Here is a 25835-nt window from a genome sequence, read left to right on the forward strand (position 1 = left end):
GAGATGCCTATAAAAAGGTTACTTGATTAGCAGAAATAAGGAGTAAGCATAAAAAGGGGAGAGAGAAATTAAATAAACTGAACTGATTTATATCACAGCCATGATGGATCAGTTCAGTAGGTGCGTTTTCAGCTAAGAAGTCAGTTTAGCTATTTACTCGTCGTCGTAATCAGCAAAGTCTGCTGATTCTCTAAAACCAGGCTTTGCTAGGATCTCAACATAAAATGAAGTTAAGTTCTCATCTTGTGTTTTATCAATCAGCTTATTGATTTGTGATAAATGCACTGTCTCGGCTTCAGCTTCAGTGTTACCGAATTTACAGTCAAAGTCCCAGTAATCAACGCCCGCAGGTAGCTTTTTATTACGTTCGCGTTTTACATACTTTTTAAGCTCATGCTTAACCGCATCAACACGGCGTGCGATTTTGATTTTAGGGTGAGTTAGTTCAAATGTTTTTTTCATAATTGCCTTCAAGCAAACAAGGACTCAATATGCGACTTGCTTTTTGAGTCGGGAAAGGTACTTATCAAGTATTAAATGAAGCGTCTTGATAGATACATGCATGGAAAGTATTTTACGCTATATTTTCGAGACGAGCGAGTATGGCTTAGTGACCTTTAAACAATTAATATGCTGAGTTTCTACAAATCATGCTGCTTTTTAAAACAAATCGATCTCATCTGTCATGCCGTTTCTGACATTGTCTTCAGCTAAAACCATTTCTTTAAGCTCTTGGAAGCTTTCATTATCTAGCTCGGCTATGTGAATGCCTTTAAAGATTCGTTTCAATAATAAATCTTGCTCTGCACAGTAAGAGTGCGCAATACCATAAGGCGGAACACTAATAGGGTGACCTTTTGAGTTATCAGTATTGACGACACATTGGTGACAAAAAATGCAGTTTAAAGCCATATGAACGAGTAAGAGTGATTAAAAAACAAGGATAAAACGATACGCTTCGAATGTGGAGTAAGTATGAATCTTAATGCGCTTTACAAGAGTTAACTGCCTTGATGTAATAGTTTGCAAAAAATGCATTAAGATTTTGCTGTGGGGACGAGGCACTGAGAAGTTGCAGTGCCTTTGTTTAATCCGATGCTAATTTAACTTTTCTTGAGCTGGCGCAGAAGCTGATGAAGTTAATTGACTTTCTAGTCGCTCAAGTTGCTCTACAAGCGCGCTTTGCGTCATTTCTAATTGGGCAATGCTACTGCCAATTTCTAATTGCTTGTTATCTCGACCTTGTGATTGAGACTTTAGCTTGTCTAAATCTGTACTCATTGCCGTTAACTGGGTTTTGATAGATTGTGTTGCATCAACTTGCTCTTGGAGTAATGAGAGCTTTAGAGTCATATCGGCTTGGTGATCTGATAACGACTTTAACGTTGAAGACGAATTGGCCTGTGTTTTAGTTTGCTGCTTTTGTGTATTCTCAAGAGCCGCGGTTTGATTGCGTAGCCTTTTAATCTCAGATTGGTTGCGTCGCCAAGCGGATGCCCAGAGTTTGTCCATTTGTGTCCAAAGCTCATCGGTTCGCTCTGTTATGGCATTGAGCTTAGCGCGAATTGCACCTGCTGATTCGCCCATTTCCTCGCCAGTGGCTGATAAGGCATTCTCTAACTCAATGATGCGTTGCTCAGAGGCAAACAGCTTTGCTTGCATGGCTAAATTTTGTTGGTGCAACATGTAACCACCTGTTGCTAAGCCTAAAATAGATATAATTCCTAACCAAAGAGCAAGGCCACTCGATTTTGCTGGTGCAGTATGAACAGCTGTATTTTTGTCAAAAGTAGGCGGTGTTTTACTCGAAGATGTTTGTGACTGCTTAAAATCTTTTACCTGATCTAAATCGGGCATAATGCTAGGCAGCTCAGGCTCAATTCTTTTACTCAAAGCATGTACCTTTGGTTTAGGGCTTTACAACGGAGTCAAGAAGCTTACTGCAAAATGAGATAGGATGGAATCTAGATGTTTATTATCCTGCTTTATTGATTTGATTCTTAATAAAAGGTATCTAATTTCTTAGTTTTAAAACTGTTTAGTCATACTTAGAGTATCTTGCTGGCTTAGATAGGACGGTGTTTTAAGTGCATTTCTAAATGGGTATGATATTTTAAAATTTTACTGATGTTTTTTAGAAGTAAGTATCTGTAATGTATATAGTTATTTTTCTGATAATAATGTTTATCGTCTTCTACCTGTTCAGGCTACATAGCCTCAAAGCAAAACTTGATGATCCTATCTATGTCGCTGCGTCACTTGTTATATATGTTATTGAACAAGATATAGAAATTGAAGTGAAGTACCGATATTTTATACTTGAACAGTTTTTAACCTTTTTAAACTTATCAACAAAAGATTTAAAAGAAGTTTATTCGGCATCATATGTACTCATAAAAAAGAGAAATGCGTATGAAAGTTATGCTGAAAAAATAAAGGCAACAGTGCAATCTTTGACTTTTGAGCAGCGCAAGTCACTGGATAAATTATTCGTTAGATGCTCAATTTTTAATGAGGCTTTAACGGCAACTCAAACAGAGCGTTTGAACGCAGTAAGATTATTATTAACTCAATGTGTAGAGCCTTCTCAAAAAATCTTGGAACAACCTGAGTGGTGTCAGAACACAAAACTTTTAGACGGCTTAAAAGCTGAAATAGTTTTTTTATTTAAACAAGAATTAAGTACGCAAGGAGCAACTACTTCAATTAATTTACCAAACTTTCCTAGAATTGTTGAAGAACAGGCTACCACAGAGGAAGCTTTATTAAACATAGATGGTTTATATGATTACTATCGGCAAGTTGGAGACGTGACTGAACAAGCGAATTTAGCATTTTATGAAGTGAGCTATTTTTATTGGATGCGTTTGTGGCTTTGGCACCCTGATGAAGAAGAGAGTATATCTTTTCCTTGGTATGACACGCTAGCAAGTATGATGTTTTTTATTTCATGGTTGAGATTTGGCTTTGAATTAGAAAACTTTATTGATCACAGGCAAGGTTGGTCCTTAGAAGCTCATGTCTCAAATGGAGTGGTTTTTATCAGACAGCTTGATGATGAAGGAGAAGAACTAACCAATATTTCAACTCCTTATATTAATTTGCTACAAAGCATAAATGAAGTAGAGCAAAGAGTGCAGAGGGTAGCCTATTTGCTTTTCCAAAAAGGTGAATCAACTCCCTTTTATTATTGGAATGGCGATTAACTTTAGAAAAGAGAAGTTTTATGGAGTTAACAGAAAAGACTTATAAACCAAATATTGCTCAAGTGGGTCAGCCAGTATTACGTCAGAAGGCGAAAGTTGTTGAAGACATTCTCGCAGAAGATTGCCAACAGCTTATAAAACAAATGATGTCGACAGTAGAGCAAGCGGGTGGGGTGGGGATCGCAGCTCCACAAATATTTCAAAGTTTACGGGTGTTTATAATGTGCTCTAAACCAAATGTACGATACCCGAATGCGCCTTATATGGAACCAACAGCCATCATTAACCCTGAAATTATGCATATGAGTACAGCTGTAGAAAAAGATTGGGAGGGCTGTTTGAGTGTGCCAAGCATGAGAGGTTTAGTACCGAGGCATAAAACAATTAAGGTGCGGTACCTTGATCAACAAGCGAATGAACACGAGGTGGAGTTTACAGACTTTGTTGCGCGTATTTTCCAACATGAGCTGGATCATTTAGATGGCTTAACTTTTATAGATAGGCTTGAGTCAACTCACGATTTAGTCAGTGAAAGTTATTGGTATCAGCGATATGCAGCAAAGGGGTGATAAAAGAAACTATTTTTCTGAGCGAGTACAGTTAAGGAAACCGTGACTTGTCACCCATGCTAGCGCACCTGTAGTATAAAATTTGTAACGCTCACTCTCAAACTTTGACATTCTTTTACAACTCGCTTGAAGATGTTTTCAAGCAATTTCTCTATCTTAACTACATCGTAAAACAGCACATTTTTTAACTGCAAAGTACATGCTTTGTGTGAGTGGATGGAGAAAGTTATGCAAATATCTCGTTATGTTTCTGAGTTCAATCAAGGTAAGACGTCATACGCTTTCGAGCAACAGCCGCAGTCAAAGGTTGAGCCTCAAGAAGCCGTCATTCATCAGACACAAGTTACCTTATCTGAGCAGGCTAGGCAGTTAAATTATTCAGCGGAAAATGTGCGTATACAACCTGTTCCTAGATTGGATGAACAGCAAAAGAAATCAGCTAAAGCGATTGCAACAAACAATATGGTATCGGGCTTTAATGATGGTAAAACGTCAGTGTCAGAGGCGTATTTGACTAAAAATAATGATGAAATGCGTCAAGCTATGGTCGAAAAAAATATGCTTGAGCATCAGGCTGCTATGGTTGACTCTTACACTGAGCAATTATCTGTATAAGCGCAAAAAGTATATATTTACACCTCACATCGATATTTTAATTTTGAAGTCAGCCTTGGGTGTATTGTCGCGAAAGGGTTTACAAGTTTTGGGGCTCGATAATGTGCAGGCTAGTAAAGTAAAAGGTTTTATAGGGAGGCTCTCACAGTCTCCCTTTTTCATTTATTAATATTTAATTAATCTTCTGGGCCTAATAGGGTAAACGTTAAGTGTTTGCGCATATCTTTTAAAATCACGCCTTTCTTTAGCATGGCTGCGCTTAAGCGCTTCTGCCATTTTAATAAATCAGGTTTTGCTGCTTCTAGCGATTGCTCATCTTCAAATTGAAAACACAATAAAAGCGAGCCAGGAAATAAATGATATTCAACATCGAACCAACATTGCAGCATGCCTGGAATTTCTTCACGACCTTGCGCTTCGATCATATCTGCGATTTGTAAAACCAAGGCCTGTTGCTTTTGTTGTACTTTTGAAAGCTTTTTCATAAATTAACCAAAAAGACAAAGAGTTAATACAGCAAGAGTATACCTGAGCTTGAGTGGCTAAAACAGTGAGACACAATGCGATAAGCATCACTATTTAAGCAATGTCATAACTCGAAAATATATCTCATTCCGATTCAATCTTTTCTCAAAGACAATAATTTATTACTGTGCTGCGTTGAGTAAAAGCTTTAAAAATTATCTTCTACTTTAAGTTTTCCTTCGTATAAGAAGTTTTCGTTTTAACCGATGAATTGATTCAGTCGGTTTTCTGGTCTGTAAGTTAATAACAGTATTAATAGGTTAACGCTATGTCTTTCATTGCTATGGTGAGTTTGGCTGTCTTTGCAGCAATACTCTTGGCGCTATTTAAAATACAACAAAAAGAGGCGCCGCTCTCGCGGTTGGTATTAATCGGATTATCTCTTGGTAGCGTGTTTGGTTTGGCACTGCAATTCTTCTTGGGAGAAGGGCACGCTGCGATTCAAGAAACCTTAGCTTGGACCAATGTGGTCGGCAGTGGTTATGTCGGTTTGCTTAAAATGATCATCATGCCATTGGTGTTGGTGTCGATGATTGCGGCAGTTGTAAAACTCGATAAGTCAGGGGCACTTGGCAAAATCAGTGGTATCTCCATTTCAATTCTTTTAATCACCACTATGATTGCTGCACTGATTGGTATCACCATTACGCAGCTTTTTGGTCTCACCGCAGAGGGGCTAACCGAAGGCGCGCGCGAAACCACTCGTCTTGCTGACTTAGAAACGCGAATGGAAAAAGTCAGTGATTTATTAATTCCAGAAATGCTGGTGAGCTTTATTCCAACGAATATTTTCCAAGATCTCGCATGGGACCGTTCAACATCGATTATCGCCGTGGTGATTTTTGGTATTTTAACGGGTATTGCCGCACGCAAAGTGATGCAAGAGCGTGAAGAGTTAGAAGCGCCTATTCGTACGTTTGTAGAAACATTACAAGCTGTTGTTATGCGACTGGTAAAAATGGTGATTTCACTGACCCCTTATGGTGTAGCGGCTTTGATGGCGAAAGTTGTTGCGATGTCTAGCCTAACTGACATTCTGAATTTACTTGGTTTTATTGTTGCGTCTTATGTCGCTATATTATTAATGTTTGTGGTGCATGGCCTGCTGGTGGGCTTGTTCGGGGTAAGCCCAAAACAATATTTTCAAAAGATTTGGCCTGTGTTGACTTTTGCTTTTACTTCTCGAAGCAGTGCTGCAACGATACCGCTTAATGTTGAAACACAAATCAACAAGTTAAATGTGCCACCTGCCATTGCTAACTTATCAGCGTCATTTGGCGCGACGATTGGTCAAAATGGTTGTGCGGGTATTTACCCTGCGATGTTAGCTGTTATGGTTGCTCCGACTGTCGGCGTTGACCCGGTGAGCTTCTCTTTTATTGTGTCATTGGTTGCTATGATAACTATTAGCTCGTTTGGTATTGCTGGCGTTGGCGGTGGTGCAACTTTCGCAGCCTTGATTGTATTGCCTGCCATGGGGCTGCCTGTGACGATAGCAGCCTTACTTATTTCTATTGAGCCGTTGATTGATATGGCGCGTACCGCGTTGAATGTATCTGGTTCAATGACTGCGGGTACCATCACCCATCGTATTTTGGGTGATGAGGAAGAAGTATCCTTGCAAGAAGTTAAAGCATAGGTGCTTTATAGAACCTACCATTTAACATTGATTGTTAATACTTTCAAAATGGCCTTTCACTAAAGGCCATTTTGTTAGGCATGTTAAGTTAACCATAATCCTCGGAAACTTAACTTTCTAAACATGATCTCTCAGTGTTGGTAATGGATTTATCTTCAAACTTCTTGTAGCTTTCACCAAATTCGGCTTTAAAACAAGTGCTAAAATACGTCACATTAGCAAACCCTACCATATCAGCAACTTCAGATACTTGTAGTTGAGATCCAATGTATGTTTTCGCTTTTCTCAATCTAAATTTGCGCAAATACTCGTTAAAGTTGTGGTCTACCAATGCAGATAGTTTTCTATTTAGCTGACGTTCACCGATTGCCATGAGTTCGGCCGCATCAGTTCTTTTGAAGCCTGGATTTGTGAAGTTTTCCTCAATCACTTTTTCAAATTTTAAAATAAACTTTTCGTCTTTATTGTGAATAAATTCAGCATTTAAAACCGGTGTTTCGTTGCTCAGGCAACTACCAAAGCGCTTTTTGAGTAAGTCACGAACAGTTAATAGATTATGTATCCGATAAAGTAGCTCAGTATTAGAAAATGGTTTAGCCATATATTCATCAATACTACTTTGCCAACCTTTTAAACGACTGTTTAAGTCATTTTTTGCAGTAAGCATTAATATAGGGATATGGCTTGTATGTACATCGCTTTTTAGCTCTTGCGCTGTTGCATAGCCATCAATGCCAGGCATCATAACATCACACACTATCAGATCTGGAATTTGCTCTTTGGCTATTCTTAAGCCTTGCTCTCCGTTTGGCGCGTCAAAGCACAAGTAATGCTCTTGTAAAGTTGAGCGCAAATAACTGCGCAACTCAGCATTGTCTTCAATAATTAACACCGTTTTTTTATTAGAAAAACTCGTTTCATTATTTTCAGTTTGTGCAATTATATTTTGATGGGTTGAGTAATCCGCTTCTAGGATTAAAGGTGCCTGATTAGATTGTAAAGAATCATTTTGCTCTGCGTACGTCATTTGTTTCGCAGATGCTACCGGAAATGAGACTATAAATGTGCTACCAGCATTGACTTCACTTTGCAAAGTGATACTTCCGTTGTTTGCGATTACCAATTCTTTTACAAGCGCTAGGCCAATACCGGTTCCAGGTGTTTCTGAGTGCTGTTGAGAATCACCGCGAGTAAAGTGCTCAAAGATTTTTTGCTGCTCGCTAGGTGCTATGCCTATACCTTCATCCGTTATCTTAAACTGAACCCGCTCAGCATCTGAAATGACGCTTATGGTTATACTTGAATCTGAATCTGAGTATTTGATTGCATTTGACAGTAAGTTACTGAATATTTTGTCAAAAGAGTCTCTGATAAGCGCTAAGTGGAGATCTTTAAATGGTAAAATATTTATTACTATATTTTGTTTTCGAGCAAAACTTGAAAATGACTCTACAATTACATTCAATCTAAGTTTGACAGAAATAAAATCTCTTTTTAAATGTGCATTATTCTCTAGTGCAGCAAGTTCTAAAAGCTGCTCAACCATTCTAAGAAGCCTATTTGCATTCACTTTCATATTCTTGAATTGCTTGTTATAAGCGCTTAGTTCATTATGGCTGATTAAGTCTTCAAGCGGCGCTAATATTAAAGTTAACGGTGTTCTAAATTCATGAGAGACTTTTGCAAACAGTAATTGCTTCTGTTTTAGAAGATTATTGATTTCATTTGTTCGCTCATTAACTAAACCTTCTAGCCTATTTGCTTTGTTAGCTAATTGCCTGAAACGGTATCTGACAAATAAGAAGCCGACAAAAAGAAATGATAATATCCCAAGTACTTTGGCCCACCAGGTTTGAAACCAAGCTGGGTGTATAATAATGGTTTGTTCAAGTTCATCAAATTCAAAGGGCAATGTTCTATTGAGTAATTTAGCTTTTAAAACATACTCTCCAGGTGGTAAGTTCATAAACTGAATTGAATGGCCTTTGTTAGATGTCTTTTGCCATGTGTTGTGAAAGCCTTCTATTTTATAGAGATATTCAAAACTGTTCGGGTGTGAATGTAATGGAGAACTTAGCGTAAACTCAATTTTATTACCTTGAGATGATAAATTTATAGGTCTCTGCTTCAATTGAGAAGAGGTATATAGGCTGACCTCTTTATTGATCTCGTCAGAAAACATAGCACCTACCATTGGCTTTATTGAACTGAAAACCTCATTACTCAATGACTCAGAGTAACCAGCTTTAATTAGTGTTACGCCTTTTTCAGAACCAATGTAAAGTTCTCCAAGTTCAGTTGGGTGCATAGCATGAGCATTAAATGCTGCAAGAGACGCTCGATAGTCACGGTTTAACTTTCTTATCCTTCCATTGGGTGATAATTGATACAATGTATTATCAGTGGTGAACCATATAGCACTGTATATATCTTTAGTAATAGACCAAACAGATTGCTGGGCTATATTTGAAGGTAAATCAGGATATTTATTTATTAACGGAATAACTTGGCCATTTGAAATTTCAAAAGCACCTGCAGATTCCAAGCCCACCCATACTGTGTCATTTGTGTCTATGAATAGACTGCCAACATGGCTGGAGTTCTCTGAAAAAGAAAAATGAGATTGAATCGATGCATCATTTGACAGCTTGTATAGACCACTCTTTTGAGTGCCTGCCCATATGTTATCTTTTGAGTCGATTCTTATGGCTGATACTGATTGTTTAGCGAAGTTGATTAACTGATCATTGAACGGCTTTTGGTTTATCTTGTGGTGCGTTCGAGATTCAGTATCAAAATAACTTAGTCCAGAATAGTAACCAGCTATCCACAGTTTATCATTGCTATCAAAGGCCAAATCTAAGATATAGGTATGGGCGGTTTCTTTAAAGTGAGTAATACTATTAATTTTACTCGCGTTATAGTCGATATGAAATAATCCTTTCTCTAAAGTACCTATCCACAATCCATGCTTATTGGATTTTATACTTCGGATTAAAACGTCTTCAAAGTGCTTAATGAGTTCTTGGTTAAACGACTCCGGGGCACCAAAGACATTGAGACCATTATCTCCAGACCATAAGTATCCATAATTGTCTTTAAAAAGGGTATAACTACCTTTTGAGTAGTGCACTATATCGTTATTGGTTGCAGGTTGAAGGTGTTGGATCGAATGATTTTGGTTGCTTAGTAAAAACAAACCTGAGAACGAACTTATCCATATATTATTAAAATTATCACGTTTAATATTGGTGACAAGGCTCAGTTTGACGTCTTTTTTACTTTCGTTAGCGTATTGATAATGATAAAACCGATTTTTATCAGGGGTAAATTCTATGATGCCAGACGATATGGCAATTAAAATATTATTGTCATGATCACTGGCTACGTCTCTAATGTTTGTGTTTATATTGGTGCTAAAGTGTTCTGAGAGTTTTATTTTTTGGATATTATTTTGATCTTTTATCCAGAGAGAATCTCTTTTTGGAAATACACTCATACCATTCTCTAAGCGTATCCCCAAGCTCGGGTTGTTGATAAATAGTTTATCGAAGTTGGCTGAGTCTAAAATGTGCCTTTCTACAATTTGATTTGATGATGTATTTATTTTTAATACAGAGTCATCATTTCGAAAAACCCATATAAAGCCTTTTTCAGCTCGACGAACTCTCACTGCGATGGACTTTGTGGCCTCGTAATCCTTTGGATAAAGTTCTACTTTTTCTGGGGCTTTTAGACTTTTTTCGTTAACTTTATAAACGTCTGAGCCTCCCCTAAAAACAAACCAAATATTTCCATCGTGGTCTGCACCCATATTTCGAATATATTGAGTTGTATTAATGTCATTATTTAAAGAAACTCTTTCTAACTTCCCCTTCTCTTTAATGAAAACATTTACACCAGCTGAAGTTGCGATCCAGATATTCCCAAACTTGTCGGTTACGATTTTTTGTATGAACTCACTCCATAGTTTATTTTCATGTTTAGGGAAGTATTCATATAAGCTCACAACTTTAATCCCATTACTTATGAATATGCCATTGCCCCATGTAGCTATCCACATTAGACCATCTTGGTCTTGTAAATTAGTTGATATTTGCTTTGTTGGCATTTCATCATTAAATGCAAAAGGTTCAAATATTTTGAGCTGATGACTGGTGGGGGAGCTATAAGCATTTGCTGATATTAATACAGCTACTAAGTATAAGGTTGCTATCCAAAGCGAAAGCCATTTCAAAAAGTAAGTCATTATGAAAATTAATTTTTATTATTTGTACCCATAGTCTATGTTTTTTTATCCTTTGTTAACAGGGTGTTGTGTTTTTGTTTTTTGAAAAGTCTCAAAATTTGATTTATATGTCCTATTTTTTCTAACTCGTATTTGAACCTTCGTGTCACTTTTAATTGGTCATTGAACAGGTTCGTTTCATGCGAACTGTTTTTTGCATACTTGAAGATTTAATGGTGGTTCACGAGCTTTTATTATCGTTATTGATTTATGAACTGGTGAAGTATTAAAGGTTAGGAAACCGATAAGTACCATTACAAATAAAATTAAAAATTATATAGGACAATAATTATGTTCAAGAAATTAACAATAGCTTCTTTAGCTGTTTTAAGTCTTTCAACTTTTGCTGCAACTGATAGCAACACTCAAGTTCTAGCTCAACAGTCTCCAGCTGTTGAAATTACAAAGCAAACATCGCTTAGTAAAGATTGGTGGTGGGATGATGGTGAAATTTGTTGGATCGACCAAGGTGGCAACATTGACTGTTTTACTCCTCCTTTCTAAGGAAAAAGTTATTAATTACTAGTTTATTCAGCGAATTTTATTGTTGAATAGCTAGGATTGTTTTGAGTGTGGCCTTTTATTATAAGCATTAGGTCACACTTTAATGTTAGCTAATACAGCTCACCTTTCACTAATCAAGTGCTGAAAGCTTTTCTATATTATTCTCTTATATTGTGTCATTGGTTACGATGAGTACTATTAATTCGTTCGGTATTACCAGCAATGGGATTGCCTGTGACGATTGCGGCTTTACTTATTTCTATTGAGCCGTTGATTGATATGGCGCGTACCGCATTGAATGTATCAGGTTCAATGACTGCGGGTACGATCACCCATCGTATTTTGGGCGATAAAAAGCCATGATTTAGAAACCGCTCGAGTCGTGACTCAGTAAAGTTTTTTACTCAAAATGATTTAACTTAAATGCCGTTCATCATAGTGAGCGGCATTTTAGTCTTTGATGAATTAATGTTTTTTGTAACCCACTGTAATTATTTGTAAAGGTAGCCTGTTTTAGACTTTTTTAGGACTTTTATAACGCTACTTTCTAGGCTCTTATTCAATAAGCTGGACCTACAATATGAAATTTCAAAAGTCTTTATTAGCCCTCACCGTTTTATTAAGTTTAACCGCCTGTAGCGATGATGATGACAATGAAGTCGTTACTCCCACACCAACACCTAGTTTAGAGTAGGTTTCTCCTGAAGAAGATCGTGTTATGGTCGAGGACTTTCCTTTAGCCATGTATGTGACGTACCCCGAAGGCGAGCAAGTCGTGAGTGCCATCACCAGTATAGATGTTAACTGGCCTATGTTTGATATTCACCAATCAGGTTTAGAGTATGGTTTTATTGATGGTGACTCAGATGAGCTATTTTATCACTCAGTTGATAATTACAGTATTAATGCAGCGAATGCGATTGATCTAGAGCGACAAGAAGATGTGCTTTGGTATGTGCAAAGTGATGGTAATTTATATCAATACAATCGTGCTACGGATGAGGAGCAAGTATTTGAAATACTGGCTGATGCTCAATTTACTGAAGTTGCCATAGATGAAACAGGCCAAGCAGATATTTGGCTTTACGATCAAGCAAACCATCAACTGGTGCATTTTGATGCTGATCAGCAGCAAAATAATATTTTAGCTTTGTTAGATAATTTGGCAGTGAATGGTTTAGCAATCAGTGAAGATAACTTTTTGATTTTGGCTAAAGAGAATGAACGGGGTGTGGTACTGCATTATCAGGTTGAAGGTCATGCTCTTGAACATCAAGGCTCATGGTATTTAGAAGGCTTTGGTGCTGCTGAATTTAACGATATTGGTTTAATGCCTGATGGGCGAATAGCAGTGAGTACCACAGATAAAGAGCACAATATTTTCTTAGTGATGGATAAATCTAAACTCATTGGTGCAGGACCAATTGAAGACAGCTTTGAGCTTGTGCTGAGCATGCAACATCCACTTGAAGATGATATTAAGCAACCGTCAGGGTTATGGTCTTTGCAAGGTAGCAGTTGGATGATGGTAACAGACCAAGCTGAAATCTTTGCTTTGGATGAGTCATTTACTATTACTGAAAAAGTGAATATTGAGTTTGATAGTATCAACTGTAATCAAGGCTACACAGAAGCCATTGTTGGTGGTATTGATGAGTTTTTTTTACTGACAGACTCAGGCCTTGTAGGTCAATTTAATAAGCAAGATAGCAACTACAGCTTAACGCAAGAGCATCAAATTAATGTAGAAAATGAAGCTGGAGAAAGTTACTGATACTCAGGCTTAGGTAAAGATGAAATTAGTGGTGAGTATTATCTTGTACCAGATCAAGGTGGTGATGATCAGCAAGACGTTTTAATTGTTCTTAACGCTGATTTCTCGTTAAAAGAAAAGCACCCTATTACTTTTAATGGTGAGCCTGAAGGCAGTATTTTTGAATACGATGCACAGGGGGTTCAATATGTTGATGGTCATGTTTATGTACTGTCTGAGAAGTACACTAAGTTGATTAAGTTTAATTTAGTCGGCGAAATCTTAGCTGTTTATGATTTGTCAGAAGAGGATGTGGCTGATCCAAGTGACTTTGCAATTAGAGATGGAGAAGTATTTATACTTGGCGATCATGAAAATGACGAAGCTGTTCCACCCGTTTCTCAGTTCACTATTGAGATGTACTAAGCATTCTAAATATTAAAATGAACCAAGTTTGCCGTTATACGGTAAGCTTGGGGGGTTATTAGTCATATTAACGTTACCCTTGAACAGATAATTCTTTTACTAATTCACTTGTATTTAATATGGCCGACTTTAATCAGAGCCTAGACATCATTTTTGCAAATGAAGAAATTTTCCATGAATTAAACTTATTTTAAATTTGACATTTTATAAACGCAAAAGTAACAATTGGGGTGGTTTTTAAAACAACAAGGAAAATTAAAATGAAACTTCAATTAAAAAAATCAAAATTAAAGTCATTAACACCAAGCAGTAACGTACTAGCTAAAGATTTAACACCTAATGTAGCAGGTGGTTTTATTCCTACAGCACGCCGTTATTGTCAAACAGATATGAACTGTGCAAGCGAAGGATGTGATTCAATTGCACCAAACTGTGGTACACAAACCTATACTTGTTTCTAAGTATAAAAAAGTCAGGTCGTTGTTTTGACCTGACTTAAAGTCCATCTTATTCACTTAATTTACCCACCTTTACCGCAATAAATAACCCAACGGCTTGGGTTCAATTAAACAGAAGTAATTTAGATAGATAAACTTAATAGCGAGCCCTGATTAGCCTTTGCAATAAGCATTGCCATCAATACCGGTATAACACGCACCGATTTGCGCACTTTGACAATGTGCAGGGTGAGTATTACAAATTACCCAGCTTCTAGGATCTGGAGTGAAGTAACCAGCACCGATCTGAGCTGTTTGGTCATCGTTAAGAGATTTACCTGTTAGTTGTTTAAGTGACTGTTTTTTGATTTTAAGTTTCATTGATTTTTCCTTGTAAATAAACCGTTAAATATTAAATCCCTCTTGGTCGCTTGAAGCAAATGAAAAAAATACACGGTAATTTTATAAAAAACATGAGGCTATTTTTAATTTCGGTGTCTTTTTTGCAATTAAAATAGCAATAAATTTGTTCTTAATTAAATAGGTTGGTTTAAAAAGTAGATAGGGTTGGTTGCCTACGTCGCTATCTAACAAAAGCCATCAGTGAAGCGTATGTGCTATTTTGTTGAGGTTTTGTCGATAAAATGAAAGGGGTACCTTATTAAGGTTTTTTCAAGTCGCTTAAATTACGTTTGCTTGTTGTAAAAGTAAAAAGCGACTCAGGGCCGCTTTAAAATAATTAACTGAATAAGTTTATTCAGGAAACATTTCTTCTAAGGTCAGTCCTGAGAGTTTCTTAATCGAACTCAGTAGATAGTACAATGCAACGAAGAATAAAATCATGCTTGGTATGGCTATTACAGGGTAACTTAAAGCCGTCATTCGGCCTAATTCGTTATTAAATGCTTCAGTACCTGTTGGACTCACTACAATCATTTTAGCCAAGATGTAATTCATGGCTGAAGAGAAGATAAAAGAAGCGCCTAAAATATTAGAAGCCACAGTTTGTACTTTTGGTAGTTGATCTAGATTGCCTCTTTCAGAGAGTGCTTTTTCTATTCGTTCTACATCTAGCGTGTTTTGATTAAATAGCATGGTTTTTATAAGTGGGTACTTAGTGTGTTGACTTACAAAAATTGCGATTGCAATTAAGCCCGGCACCAATGCTTCTTTAATGGCAATGTATTTCACATCAAGCTCGAGTAAGCTGATCCCACCAGTTAATAGAACAGAAACAATCCCCAGTATTGAAATAAAGCTAAACTTGCCGACTTTCTTTAATTCCCAAAGACCAAAACCAAGCGGAAATGCTAAAGCGATAGCAACACCTAAACTTGGACCTAAATACTCGTCACTGGAAAAGCGCGTCAAAATAATAACTGGAATAAAAATATTAAATAGAAGTTGGGCAAAAAAGCCCGTTGGTTTGTTTTCTTGCTGTGTCACAGAAACCTCTTTAATGTAACGGAGCGTGTATGCAGTGTACGGTAAAATACTGAGGTAAGCCAAATTGTTAGATTGGTGACATATAAAAGCGTTTAAGGGGGATTGTCAAAACGTTTACTTATATAAGCTTGGTTTATTTTGCTTAGAATATCTGTCTGCTTCAATTTCAATTTATGCATTTTACTAATCCCAAAGAAAGTTTCTTTATTGCGCATCTCTTCTAAAGCAATGGGAGAGACGATGAGATTGGCTTGTTCTATTTCTGCCGAAAAAGTTTTCAGCATGGCCGGGCTGACCATAATGAGGTCAATACGATCTTTAAGTAATAATGAAAAGCCGATTCTAACATTTTGAATTTCAATTTTGTCGAGATCGACATCTTTATCAAATTTAGGAAAATATAGCGCGCCTCTTGATACCCCTATGAGCTTATTTTTAAAATCATTATAGGTATTGATCATAATGCCATTCTTTGAAATGACTCTAAGGGCATCAGCTTTTTTAAATGGCGCAAAAAAAGCAAACTTTTGACGTTCTTCTGTGGGGTTTAATCCCGCTATAACATCTGCTTCTCCGCTTTCTAAAAAGGCAACACATCGAGGAAAGTTCGGTGATTGAATAAATTTTATTTCTTTATTGAGTACTTTAGCTAAGGTGCGTAAAGCGTCGATATGAGTACCTGAAGGTGTTTCTCCAAGCACTTGGTAAGGAGGGTGATCATCTATGCATGCAGTCAGTACTTGAGCTGTTGCTTTTAGAGGAAGTAAACAAGCATATATGAGTAAGAACAGCACAAATTTTTTATACATAAAAGCACACATAGTTTTTATAAGTTTCTTAATTTTACACAAAGATGGCGTTAAATTCCTGCAAAAAGCCAATCTAAGTACACTTTTTCTTAGTGAGCTGTGTGATAAAAAAGCTTAAGCGCTTTCATTTATCGATTTAAATAGAGCTGATATGCTACCCGCAAATATCTTCAAAGAGTAATAATCCATGATTAAAGATAATGAAGTCATTGAGACTTTGACGGAACTAGAGGCATTTTTGACCCTAGTTGAAAACGGTGGTCTAGGGCTGACAAATGTGCAAGGTGTAGCACTGGCTACAAATAATAGTGATGGGCGACCATTTGTTGCTGTGTTAGATGATAAACACCAATTACTACTTGGTCGTTGGGTATCGCAAGAGGTATTCGAGAACGGCAAAGATATGGTGCGTTATGGGGTTAGCAAAAAGCACTGATTAATTATAAGTAAAGCGTGGGCTGATCACGCTTTACGATGAGTTTACTTACCCGAGTGCTTTAATTGCCTGCCCAATACCATCTAACGTCAGCGGATACATGCGTTTATCCATCAGCTCATAAATGATGTCGATAGAATGGTAGTAACGCCAATAATCCACAGGTTGTGGGTTTAACCAAACGACATTGTCAAAATGATTGGTAATACGTTTTAGCCACGCGCTGCCGGGCTCTTCATTCCAATGCTCAACGCTGCCACCGGGGTAGTTAATTTCATAAGGCCCCATAGTGGCATCACCGACAAAAATCACTTTGTAATCTGAGCCGAAGCGGTTGATCACTGTCATGGTGTCGAGCACATTTCGAAAGCGGCGTTCATTGTCTTGCCAAACGTGTTCATAAAGACAGTTATGAAAGTAGAAAAACTCTAAGTGCTTAAATTCACTGTGCGCTGCACTGAATAACTCTTCACAGGTGTGAATGTAATCGTCCATCGAACCGCCGATATCAAAAAACATCAGCACTTTTACGGCATTGTGACGCTGTGGCTGCATTCTCACATCGAGCATACCACCTTGCTTGGCAGTGGCTTCGATGGTGTGGTTTAAATCGAGTTCGTCGCTCTCGCCACTGCGGGCGAATTTACGCAGCTTTTTAAGAGCCAGCTTCATGGTGCGCGAGCTGATGTCGGCATCTTGGTCGAGGTTTTTAAACTGACGTTTGTCCCAAACTTTCACAGCGCGACGATGGCGGTTGCCGTCTTGACCTATGCGAATACCTTCAGGGTTATAGCCATAAGCACCAAACGGCGAAGTGCCACCGGTACCAACCCATTTGTTACCGCCAGCATGACGTTTCTGTTGCTCTTTCAAACGCTCGGCAAGAGTTTCCATGAGTTTGTCTAAGCCACCGAGTGATTTAAGCTGCGCTTTTTCTTCTTCACTAAGTTGTTTTTCAAACTCTTTTCTTAGCCAATCACTGGGCAAGTTATGCTGTTGTAATTGACTAAAAATATCGATGCTTTCAACCCCTTCAAAATACTCGGCAAAAGCGCGGTCGAATTTATCGAATTGGGTTTCGTCTTTGACTAAGCACAATTTTGCCAGCTCATAAAAGCCGTCGATGTCGGCAAACACCACTTGTTGTTTTAAAGCGTTAATTAAATCAAGTAATTCGCGCAAGCTGGCCTTTACGCGATATTTTTTTAGGGTGAAGAAAAAATCGATAAGCATGGGGTTAGCCGCGCTTTGCCATAAACGCCAGTTTTTCTAACAGGCTGACATCTTGCTCGTTTTTAAGCAGTGCGCCAAATAATGGCATTAATCCACCTTTATGCGTTTTATCGTGCAGCGTTTTGGCATCGATGTCTTCGGCTAGTAATAATTTCAGCCAATCGATTAATTCACTGGTCGATGGCTTTTTACGCAAGCCATTTACTTCGCGTAAGTTGAAGAACACGCTGAGTGCCGTTTGCACTAACTCTTGTTTGATATTTGGATGGTGCACATCAATGATGCTGGCCATTTCTTCAGGGGTTGGGAAGTTGATATAGTGGAAGAAACATCGGCGAAGGAAGGCATCCGGCAATTCCTTTTCATTGTTAGACGTGATAATCACGATCGGACGCTGCTTGGCTTTAACAACTTCTTGTGTTTCATACACATAGAACTCCATTTTATCGAGCTCTAAAAGTAGGTCATTGGGGAATTCAATGTCCGCTTTGTCTATTTCATCGATCAGGAGAATTGGGCGCTGTTCAGCGGTAAACGCCTGCCAAAGTTTACCTTTCACAATGTAATTGCTGATGTCATGAACGCGATCATCGCCAAGTTGGCTATCACGTAAACGTGATACAGCGTCGTACTCATAAAGGCCTTGCTGTGCTTTGGTGGTTGATTTGATGTGCCACTGAATCAACTCGGTATCGAGTGCTTTAGCCAATTCTTCGGCAAGCATAGTTTTACCTGTACCCGGCTCACCTTTGATTAATAATGGTTTTTCTAGCGTGATTGCCGCATTCACTGCAAGCTTAAGAGAGTCAGATGCGATGTAGTTTTCAGTACCGGTAAATTGCACGACGTTGCCTATTTTTTCTAAGAGATCTGACCTGTAAGTCTGCCATAAGTGCTCTGTAGATAAAAGCGACATGACTTTCGCCTAAGGAATCTTGAAGATGTTATGATTTATGCTGTTTTAACAGTTCACTGGGTGTAACTGTAAATTGCTTTTTGAATGCAGTAACAAAATTAGAGACATGTTTGTAGCCGCTATAATAAGCTGCTTCCCCGATGCTTTTACGCTCGATAACTAGCATGCTTCTGGCTTTTTCTAACTTCTTTTCTCTGATGAACTCTAAAACACTCATCTGAAAATGCTGCTTAAAATAACGCTGCATTGTACTTTCACTTGTTCCGAGTTTATTCGCAATTTGCTTTACTGTGAAGCCGCCTTGAATAAAAGGTAGCACTTCTTTGTCGAACTTTCTTTTCTGCTTTTCTACAAGAGATTCAATGCTATTGACTCTGCTAGAAACATTGGATTTTAACATTGAGAGTAACTCTGTAATGCACAGAGTCGCGTGTGCTTCCAAAATAAGTTGTGATTTGAGTGAATCATTTAATTCGATGCTACAAAGTTGCAATGCTTGCTCTTTTAATAATTCTGAGCACTTCAATTCATATACAGCATGCTTATTTTTGAATAATGAAGAAATAAAACGTTTTTCTTGATCATTTAGGCTGCGTTGAATTAGCCACTCTTTACTAACACTTAAATTTAGCTTTTTTAGCGAATTATCAACGGTTAGAAAACGAGAAAAAGCTTGTTTTCCATTTATTACATTAATGAAGACTTTTTCCGATTTAGTTGCATCAAAATGGTATTTTTGCTCATTGATGGCGAACGATAACTTGCCGGAAAATAAGATATTAAAGCTAATTAGGTCTGTAATTTCACAGCTACTCACGGTATTACTCGATTCATAGGTATCAGCAAAGTGAAAAGATATCCCATTCGCTAGCTGTTTAAAATTTAATGCTCCTGATAGAAGAGTATCCGAACTTTGTCCACTTCCCTCTATTGATGAAAAGTCATAACCAGCTTGTAGGATTTTGTTTTTAAGCTTCTGTTTTGAATGGTTTTTATCTTTTAAATCCATGGCGCACATCTTATTTTTTGACAGTTAAGCATAACAAAATGACAGTTCTGCATAATATTCTTTAGGGAACTTTATCATGTAAACAGGTATTGTAATGTGAATTATTCTCATTAAGTTTTTATTAAGGATCTTAAATGTCACTCCAACGCTTTTCACAGTGTTCTTTAGCCGCAGCTGTAGCAGTTGCTTTTTCTTCTACGCCAGTAATGGCAGACTCAAATCAAGATAAAGAGATTGAACAGATTGCAGTGTGGAGTACAGGCGTAAAAGCATCATCAATGTACCTTAATAAGGAAAATATTGCGACCAAACAAGCTGACCACTTAAGCGATTTATTGCGCACAATTCCTGGTGTCGATGTAGGTGGAGCTCACTCATTAAACCAGCGTATTACAATTCGTAGTATGGATGACAAAGATTTAGATATTTCAATCGATGGTGCTCGTCAAAATACTTATATGTATCATCACATGGGTAACTTACAGATCCATGCTGATATTTTGCAATCAGTTGAAATAGAAGTGGGAAGTAACTCAGTATTAAATGGTGGTTTAGGGGGCGCGGTTCGCTTTAAAACCAAGCAAGCAAGAGATCTTCTTAACAAAGAACAACAATTTGGTGGACGCGTTCAAGTCAGTGCTGGAGACAATTCAGGTAGTAACTACTCTCTGACGGGCTATGGGCTTATAAACGATAATGTTGACTTTCTTGCTTATTACAACTTTGTTGATCGTGATAACTACGAAGTGGGTGGCGGAAAAATCTTAAATGAAAAAGGCGAAGTGTTTCCTGGTACAGATGGCACTGTGAGAGGGCTTGCGGGTGAGGTTGATGATGCACTAATTAAGTTTGGTGTTGATTTAACTGACACGCAGCGTATTCAGTTTAGTTACGAACAATATACCGATGAAGGTAACTACAGCTATCGCCCAGATATGGGGCTTGCAACGGATTTAGCCATCACAAACGCACTAAAAGTACCATTACTGTGGCCTACAAAACTGACTCGTGACACCGCGACTGTTAATTATCAACTTAGTACAAATACGACTCAAGTTGAAGCCGCAATTTATAGCAGTACAAGCGAATTATGGCGAAACGAGATGGGGTGGGCTGAAAACCCTGCTTTTGCTAGATGGGCTGGCGTAGTGACAGGTGAAGCAACCAATTCGGGCTTCAATGTATTAGCTGAAACCTTTGTAGACGGTGCAATAAGTCAAGAGCTGACGTATGGTTTTGACTATGTAAAACATGATACTAAATACACAGCTAAAGGTGATGCTGGTTCAAATAATTCGGAAGAAGAATCAACCACCTTGTCCTTATTTGTACAAGACAGAATTGCGTTGAATGAGCAGTTTACTGTGATCCCAGGTGTACGTTATGACAACTACAGCATAGATTCAAACTTAATTGATGATGATTTTACTGACACATCATTTGCTCTAGCGTTCGAATTCCAAGCAACTAATGATTTATTATTTAAACTAAGCGGTACTGAAATATTCAAGGGCCCAGAAATTGCCGAAGTATTCACAGGTGCGGGAAGCGATGACTTAGCTAACGCTAACATTGATGCTGAAACAGGCTTGAACGTTGAGCTTTCTTTTGCTTATAGAGTTGAGGTTGGTGAGGGCGAGTTATCAATGGGTGCAACTGTATTTGATACGCAAATTAATGATTACATCTACGATTATGCAACGCCACCTGAGGGCTCAGAAGTTCGCAGTTGGAAAGATAATATTGGTGATTTATCTGTAGATGGCTATGAAGCATATATTAACTATGAGCTGAATGACCTCAGTTTTGGTATTACCTTCTCAGATGCTGAAAGTGAGTTAGATGCATTTTCACAGTATAAAGATCTTGATAAAGCACGCCTAGATAGACAGCAAGGTAGCACAATTAGTGCACACGCTAATTATGAGTTATCTGCACTTAATCTAGCTTTAAACTGGGAAGTATTAACGGTTTCAGATGTTGACGCCGGTATTGATTTAGACGGTGCGAGTTTGGACAACAGCAAAGATGGATACACGGTACATAATATCTCTGCAAAATGGGCACCTGAGCAGTTTGACGGTCTGACTGTGATATTTGGTGTAGATAACTTGTTTGATGAATATTACGCGTCGCAATCATCTCGCACAGGTTTATCTTTCCACCCAAGGTTTAAAGAGCTTTATTTACAAGACTATGAGCCAGGTAGAAATATTAAAGCGACAATAGCTTATTCATTCTAATCGCGATTTGTTTGAAAAAGGCTGGCTTTGATGCCGGCCTTTTTTGTAAAAAACTTAAAAAATAGATGCAGCCGTGTCAATGACTACACCTATAGCCGGAAGTAATTAGTTTAAAGTTGTTGGGTTAATGCTTGCTTAATCAAACTAGTATCATCTAGAGCATCATGTGTGAGTGCAATATCGGGCTGTACTGGTGTCATTTGCTTTTCTCCGCTTGGTCTAGCCAATACAAATCTCGGTGCAACAGCGCTAAACTGAGTATTTTTAAGTGTCAGAAATTGAATACCGCCACTTTGTGTGCTTCTGCCACCTGTAGGTGTGCCTATTAATTTGGCAAACTGATGATCTTGGATGGTGTTAGCAAATAATACGGCTGATGAATAGGTGAGAGGCCCAGTGATCACACTCACTTTCCCTGTATATAGCAGGCTGTGATTTTTCTCCGGTTGGATCATACGAGTAAGCGAGCCAGTAACAACACTGCCAATCACTTCACCTGGGTCTCGATACTTAGCTAAGATTTTTCCTATGTAATGTGAGCCTTGCTTGTAAGGTTGTTGTGCTATGTATTTTAAAATGCCATCCATCCAATAAATATCGTCGCCTCCGGTGTTTTCAGAAATATCAATGAGTAAATGCTGAGTGTTATTTGCTTTTATCTTTTTAAATGCCTGCTCCATAAACTGAAAGTATTTTTTCGGCTCGTCCCAACCAAAGCTTTTTACTGTAAGTATGGCCTGCTGATCTTCAAGTAGTTGCAAGTTAAAGTAATGTTCAAATGGTTTTACTTTGATGCTATATGGCGCAATGTTTAACGCGCTTAATGATAAAGTCGTCGATGTATTTTCAGTTGCCAGTGTTACTTCAAAATTATCTTGCTGGCCATACTGCATGCGATAAATCATCGGGAAACGCAGACTAAGTAGGGCTTTTCGAAAAGCTAAATTATCTCCTTCGGTACGCTTTAAAAGTGCACTTAATACTTCATTTGCAGGCGTGCCGTTGATATGTGTGATCTGCTGCCCCTGGTAAGGGCTAGCTTCACCACCGAGTTTACTTTTAATAAATAAACGTTCCGAGTTGATGGCGATTTCAAATGGAAATAAGTGGGCACCATTGGCTACCCATTCACGCCACTGAGTATATTTACCTGCACTGAAACTTAAATGTCCGTCGGCCATGGTTGCATTTAATTTTGCTAATTCACGCCATAGTGATTCTCCTGTCATCGGTGTGGTAATAGAGCTTCGCAATGCTGCAATTTGCGCATAAAATGCGTCAATATCATCTATGCTATGAGTCAGATCAGGGTGAGTACTATGCAACCAATTCACCCACTGAGCCAGGTCAGCCTGAATTTCGGCAGCTGTGTATGTTTGCGAAAAGTGGCCTAGCGCATTTGCTGCATAAGAGGCTTGGCTTGAGAGTAAAAGTAGCGAACTGGCTAACGTTGTTTTTAATTTACTGAAAAAGTTATTTTTAGTAGTAGTTTGGCGTAACTGAGTAATCATAATATTGTCCTGATTGATGTAATTTATACAGTCTCTAAATCAATCTCTATGCCAAATTTTAATTTGTTATTTTTCAGGTGCTTATGTTCTTTTTTGTTTTTTGAAGTACGGACGGTGGACGTAAAACGGACGGACACCGGACAGGTCATTTGTCTAAATTGAAAGTTAGCGGTTGAAGGCTTGAGTCGAGTACCTATAATGCCAAGCAAGTTATGCTGACAAAAAGAGCAAATGGTGGAAGTAAAAAACTTATTAAAACAAGAACGTGTTGATTATATTTTGGCTGAACTGCAAAAGCGCTATCCAAACCCGCCAATTCCTTTAGATCATAAAGACCCATACACCTTGCTGGTGGCGGTGTTACTGTCGGCGCAATGTACCGATGAGCGTGTAAACCAAGTGACGCCGGCATTATGGGAGTTAGCTGATAACCCGTTTGATATGGCATTACAAAGTGTTGAAGACATTCAAGCTATTATTCGTCCTTGTGGTTTATCTCCGCAAAAGTCGAAAGCAATTAAACGTTTGTCTGAAATATTAGTTGAGCAACATGGCGGTGTGGTACCGCAAGATATGGCTATTTTAGAAACTCTGCCGGGCGTGGGTCACAAAACTGCAGGGGTCGTGATGGCTCAGGCATTCGGTGTTCCGTCGTTTCCAGTCGACACTCATATTCATCGTTTAGCGCAGCGTTGGGGTTTAACGAATGGTCGCAGCGTTGAGCAAACCGAAAAAGACTTAAAGCGTCTATTTCCTAAAGAGACATGGAACGACTTACATTTGCAGATCATTTATTATGCCCGCGAGCATTGCCAAGCAAGAAGTTGTCATGGTTTAGTGTGCCCAATTTGCACCACTTGTTATCCAAACCGCAAGCACCCGAAGAAAATCAAAAAGCCCTGATTTAATTAAAGCTTTCTTTGCACTCAGTTTCTCACCTTAATCAATTTTTGGTATGTTATATTGTATCTTTATTTTTAAGGTGAGTTGTCATGTCTATTCCAGTCACAATTTTGCATGGTTTTCTTGGCTCAGGAAAAACCACACTTTTGCGCAGCCTACTGTCCCAGTCATATAAATCTCAGCAAGTGCCGGGAGTGGTTGTTAATGATATGAGTGAGTTAGATGTTGATGGTGTACTTATCATGAACACTGAAATAGTCAGTAGTGAGAGTGGCAACTTTGTAACCATTAGTGGCCACAGTGTCAGTAGTAGCAAAGGGCTCAAAGAGCTTAAAATGGCTTTAAAAACACTCAAGAATGAGGCTAGGCCACCATGGATCATTATTGAAACATCGGGGAGTAGCCATCCTTTACCCCTGATAGAGTTTTTTAAAGATAATAAGGATTTTGCGCTTAAAGGCGTGATTACATTGGTTGATGCGACTTGGCTAAAAGAGAACTACAATTTTGGTAAAGAATTGATGCCGAGATGGCAAGATAATATGAATGCACAAAGGCGGGGGATCGAAAACATTCTGGCTGAGCAAATTCTATTTTCTAATAATGTATTTTTAACCAAAACAGATAAATTAACCGATAAAGCGGTCACGGCCGTCGCTCAAGCTATTCACCCCATCAACCCTTATGCTGCTATTTCTAGTGCGCAATGGGGTAAGGTCGATTTAAATTATATCCAAAGTTTTGAAGATTATAATTTCCACTTAGTGTCTCAACTTACAAATGAATTACGTGCTGCGGTGAATACGCCACTCACACTCTCAGGCAAAAAAAATCAAAAGCTGATTGCAAAAGTCTTACGTGATGATAGGCCTTTTCATCCTATGCGCTTGTGGGAAACCTGCCATAATCATATGACTCATGGGGTATTTAGAAGTAAGGGGTTCTTTTGGTTGCCGACCCGCGATGATGTGTCATTACTGTGGAGCCAAAGCAATGGCAGTGTAGGGTTAGAAGTCGTTGGTTTTTGGCGTGCGCCGATACTCAATGATGACAGTCAAAACTTTACGCAAGAACACTATGATATTCTAAAAAATAAGGTCGATAAGATAGAAAGCCGGTTTGGAGACAGACGTTGTCGTTTAACCGTGATTGGACAAAAAGAAGAAGCGGCGGATTTTATTAAGGCACTTAAAAACTGTTTTTTAACCGATGAAGAATTGAACTTTTGGCGAAACGGCGGCACCTTCGATGATCCTTGGCCACAAAAAGTAGCGCAAGTATAAGAACTCTTTTTAATAAAATTGCCTGTATAAAACGGTACGTATACAGGCATACATTTCTGGTTACATTTTTAACCTAACAAAGCC

23 protein-coding genes and 1 pseudogene are annotated in these 25835 nt (G+C 38.3%); 12 read left to right on the forward strand and 12 right to left on the reverse strand.

The features are described 5' to 3' along the window. Positions 1 to 153: 153 nt before the first annotated feature. The 3 genes from CWB72_RS02225 to CWB72_RS02235 all read right to left on the reverse strand — a co-directional run bounded on the left by CWB72_RS02225 (position 154) and on the right by CWB72_RS02235 (position 1893). The gene (locus tag CWB72_RS02225; protein WP_138628931.1) at positions 154 to 462 is read right to left on the reverse strand and encodes a DUF6172 family protein; all 309 of its coding nucleotides are present in this window, start codon (positions 460 to 462) and stop codon (positions 154 to 156) included. Between the two features lie 198 nt (positions 463 to 660). Beyond that, positions 661 to 912 carry a hypothetical protein gene (locus CWB72_RS02230; RefSeq protein ID WP_130255241.1) on the reverse strand — a complete coding sequence of 84 codons (252 nt, stop codon included), beginning with the start codon at positions 910 to 912 and terminating at the stop codon, positions 661 to 663. 186 nt (positions 913 to 1098) lie between these two features. Then, on the reverse strand, positions 1099 to 1893 hold the full coding sequence (locus tag CWB72_RS02235) for a hypothetical protein (protein WP_138628933.1): 795 nt from the start codon (positions 1891 to 1893) through the stop codon (positions 1099 to 1101). A 260-nt stretch (positions 1894 to 2153) separates the two neighbouring features. On the opposite strand from CWB72_RS02235, the gene CWB72_RS02240 reads away from it, so the two are divergent. The 3 genes from CWB72_RS02240 (at position 2154) to CWB72_RS02250 (ending at position 4390) form a co-directional block, all read left to right on the forward strand. Continuing rightward, positions 2154 to 3206 (forward strand): hypothetical protein, encoded by a 1053-nt coding sequence (locus CWB72_RS02240; RefSeq protein WP_138628935.1) that lies wholly within the window; start codon positions 2154 to 2156, stop codon positions 3204 to 3206. Between the two features lie 20 nt (positions 3207 to 3226). Then, positions 3227 to 3775, forward strand: coding sequence for a peptide deformylase (def, locus tag CWB72_RS02245; protein WP_138628937.1), 549 nt, complete (start codon positions 3227 to 3229; stop codon positions 3773 to 3775). A gap of 228 nt (positions 3776 to 4003) precedes the next feature. Next, complete coding sequence (locus CWB72_RS02250) at positions 4004 to 4390, forward strand: hypothetical protein (RefSeq protein WP_138628939.1); 387 nt, start codon at positions 4004 to 4006, stop codon at positions 4388 to 4390. A 176-nt stretch (positions 4391 to 4566) separates the two neighbouring features. Here the strand turns inward: CWB72_RS02250 and CWB72_RS02255 are convergent, their stop codons facing one another. After that, the gene (locus CWB72_RS02255) at positions 4567 to 4875 is read right to left on the reverse strand and encodes a hypothetical protein (protein ID WP_058028923.1); all 309 of its coding nucleotides are present in this window, start codon (positions 4873 to 4875) and stop codon (positions 4567 to 4569) included. A 308-nt stretch (positions 4876 to 5183) separates the two neighbouring features. Between CWB72_RS02255 and CWB72_RS02260 the strand changes: the two genes are divergently transcribed. Beyond that, entirely contained in the window at positions 5184 to 6554 is a 1371-nt protein-coding gene (locus CWB72_RS02260; RefSeq protein WP_138628940.1) for an L-cystine transporter, read from the forward strand. Between the two features lie 109 nt (positions 6555 to 6663). On the opposite strand, the gene CWB72_RS02265 is transcribed toward CWB72_RS02260, so the two are convergent. Continuing rightward, positions 6664 to 10791 (reverse strand): hybrid sensor histidine kinase/response regulator transcription factor, encoded by a 4128-nt coding sequence (locus CWB72_RS02265; RefSeq protein WP_171037201.1) that lies wholly within the window; start codon positions 10789 to 10791, stop codon positions 6664 to 6666. Between the two features lie 342 nt (positions 10792 to 11133). On the opposite strand from CWB72_RS02265, the gene CWB72_RS02270 reads away from it, so the two are divergent. From CWB72_RS02270 to CWB72_RS02285, 4 genes and pseudogenes are all read left to right on the forward strand, one after another. Then, positions 11134 to 11346 (forward strand): hypothetical protein, encoded by a 213-nt coding sequence (locus CWB72_RS02270; RefSeq protein ID WP_138628944.1) that lies wholly within the window; start codon positions 11134 to 11136, stop codon positions 11344 to 11346. Between the two features lie 210 nt (positions 11347 to 11556). Beyond that, positions 11557 to 11709: pseudogene (locus tag CWB72_RS02275) on the forward strand (cation:dicarboxylate symporter family transporter); the annotation flags it as partial. A 355-nt stretch (positions 11710 to 12064) separates the two neighbouring features. Next, on the forward strand, positions 12065 to 13120 hold the full coding sequence (locus CWB72_RS02280; RefSeq protein ID WP_138628946.1) for a hypothetical protein: 1056 nt from the start codon (positions 12065 to 12067) through the stop codon (positions 13118 to 13120). A 665-nt stretch (positions 13121 to 13785) separates the two neighbouring features. Next, positions 13786 to 13986: a hypothetical protein gene (locus CWB72_RS02285; RefSeq protein ID WP_130254277.1), complete on the forward strand. Its 201-nt coding sequence runs from the start codon at positions 13786 to 13788 to the stop codon at positions 13984 to 13986. Positions 13987 to 14136: 150 nt separating this feature from the next. On the opposite strand, the gene CWB72_RS02290 is transcribed toward CWB72_RS02285, so the two are convergent. The 3 genes from CWB72_RS02290 to CWB72_RS02300 form a co-directional block, all read right to left on the reverse strand. Beyond that, a complete protein-coding gene (locus CWB72_RS02290; protein ID WP_138628948.1) occupies positions 14137 to 14343 on the reverse strand; it encodes a hypothetical protein in 207 nt (68 codons plus the stop codon). A 372-nt stretch (positions 14344 to 14715) separates the two neighbouring features. After that, complete coding sequence (locus CWB72_RS02295) at positions 14716 to 15408, reverse strand: VC0807 family protein (RefSeq protein ID WP_138628950.1); 693 nt, start codon at positions 15406 to 15408, stop codon at positions 14716 to 14718. Positions 15409 to 15500: 92 nt separating this feature from the next. Continuing rightward, positions 15501 to 16217 carry a substrate-binding periplasmic protein gene (locus CWB72_RS02300; RefSeq protein WP_171037202.1) on the reverse strand — a complete coding sequence of 239 codons (717 nt, stop codon included), beginning with the start codon at positions 16215 to 16217 and terminating at the stop codon, positions 15501 to 15503. 187 nt (positions 16218 to 16404) lie between these two features. On the opposite strand from CWB72_RS02300, the gene CWB72_RS02305 reads away from it, so the two are divergent. After that, complete coding sequence (locus CWB72_RS02305) at positions 16405 to 16653, forward strand: hypothetical protein (protein WP_138628954.1); 249 nt, start codon at positions 16405 to 16407, stop codon at positions 16651 to 16653. Positions 16654 to 16701: 48 nt separating this feature from the next. On the opposite strand, the gene CWB72_RS02310 is transcribed toward CWB72_RS02305, so the two are convergent. From CWB72_RS02310 to CWB72_RS02320, 3 genes are all read right to left on the reverse strand, one after another. Beyond that, positions 16702 to 17886 (reverse strand): vWA domain-containing protein, encoded by a 1185-nt coding sequence (locus CWB72_RS02310; RefSeq protein ID WP_138628956.1) that lies wholly within the window; start codon positions 17884 to 17886, stop codon positions 16702 to 16704. Between the two features lie 4 nt (positions 17887 to 17890). Further along, positions 17891 to 18730 carry an AAA family ATPase gene (locus CWB72_RS02315; protein WP_138567223.1) on the reverse strand — a complete coding sequence of 280 codons (840 nt, stop codon included), beginning with the start codon at positions 18728 to 18730 and terminating at the stop codon, positions 17891 to 17893. Positions 18731 to 18830: 100 nt separating this feature from the next. Further along, complete coding sequence (locus CWB72_RS02320; protein ID WP_171037203.1) at positions 18831 to 19811, reverse strand: helix-turn-helix domain-containing protein; 981 nt, start codon at positions 19809 to 19811, stop codon at positions 18831 to 18833. A gap of 134 nt (positions 19812 to 19945) precedes the next feature. Between CWB72_RS02320 and CWB72_RS02325 the strand changes: the two genes are divergently transcribed. Then, a complete protein-coding gene (locus CWB72_RS02325) occupies positions 19946 to 22054 on the forward strand; it encodes a TonB-dependent receptor domain-containing protein (protein ID WP_138628960.1) in 2109 nt (702 codons plus the stop codon). Between the two features lie 110 nt (positions 22055 to 22164). Here CWB72_RS02325 and CWB72_RS02330 read toward each other — a convergent pair whose 3' ends face one another. After that, on the reverse strand, positions 22165 to 23565 hold the full coding sequence (locus tag CWB72_RS02330) for a S41 family peptidase (protein WP_138628962.1): 1401 nt from the start codon (positions 23563 to 23565) through the stop codon (positions 22165 to 22167). A gap of 231 nt (positions 23566 to 23796) precedes the next feature. Between CWB72_RS02330 and nth the strand changes: the two genes are divergently transcribed. Further along, positions 23797 to 24468, forward strand: coding sequence for an endonuclease III (nth, locus tag CWB72_RS02335; RefSeq protein ID WP_138628964.1), 672 nt, complete (start codon positions 23797 to 23799; stop codon positions 24466 to 24468). Between the two features lie 89 nt (positions 24469 to 24557). After that, positions 24558 to 25751: a CobW family GTP-binding protein gene (locus CWB72_RS02340; protein WP_138628966.1), complete on the forward strand. Its 1194-nt coding sequence runs from the start codon at positions 24558 to 24560 to the stop codon at positions 25749 to 25751. Positions 25752 to 25835: the final 84 nt, after the last annotated feature.

The sequence above is a fragment of the Pseudoalteromonas phenolica genome, from assembly GCF_005886345.1.
Taxonomy (GTDB): Bacteria; Pseudomonadota; Gammaproteobacteria; order Enterobacterales; family Alteromonadaceae; genus Pseudoalteromonas; species Pseudoalteromonas phenolica_A.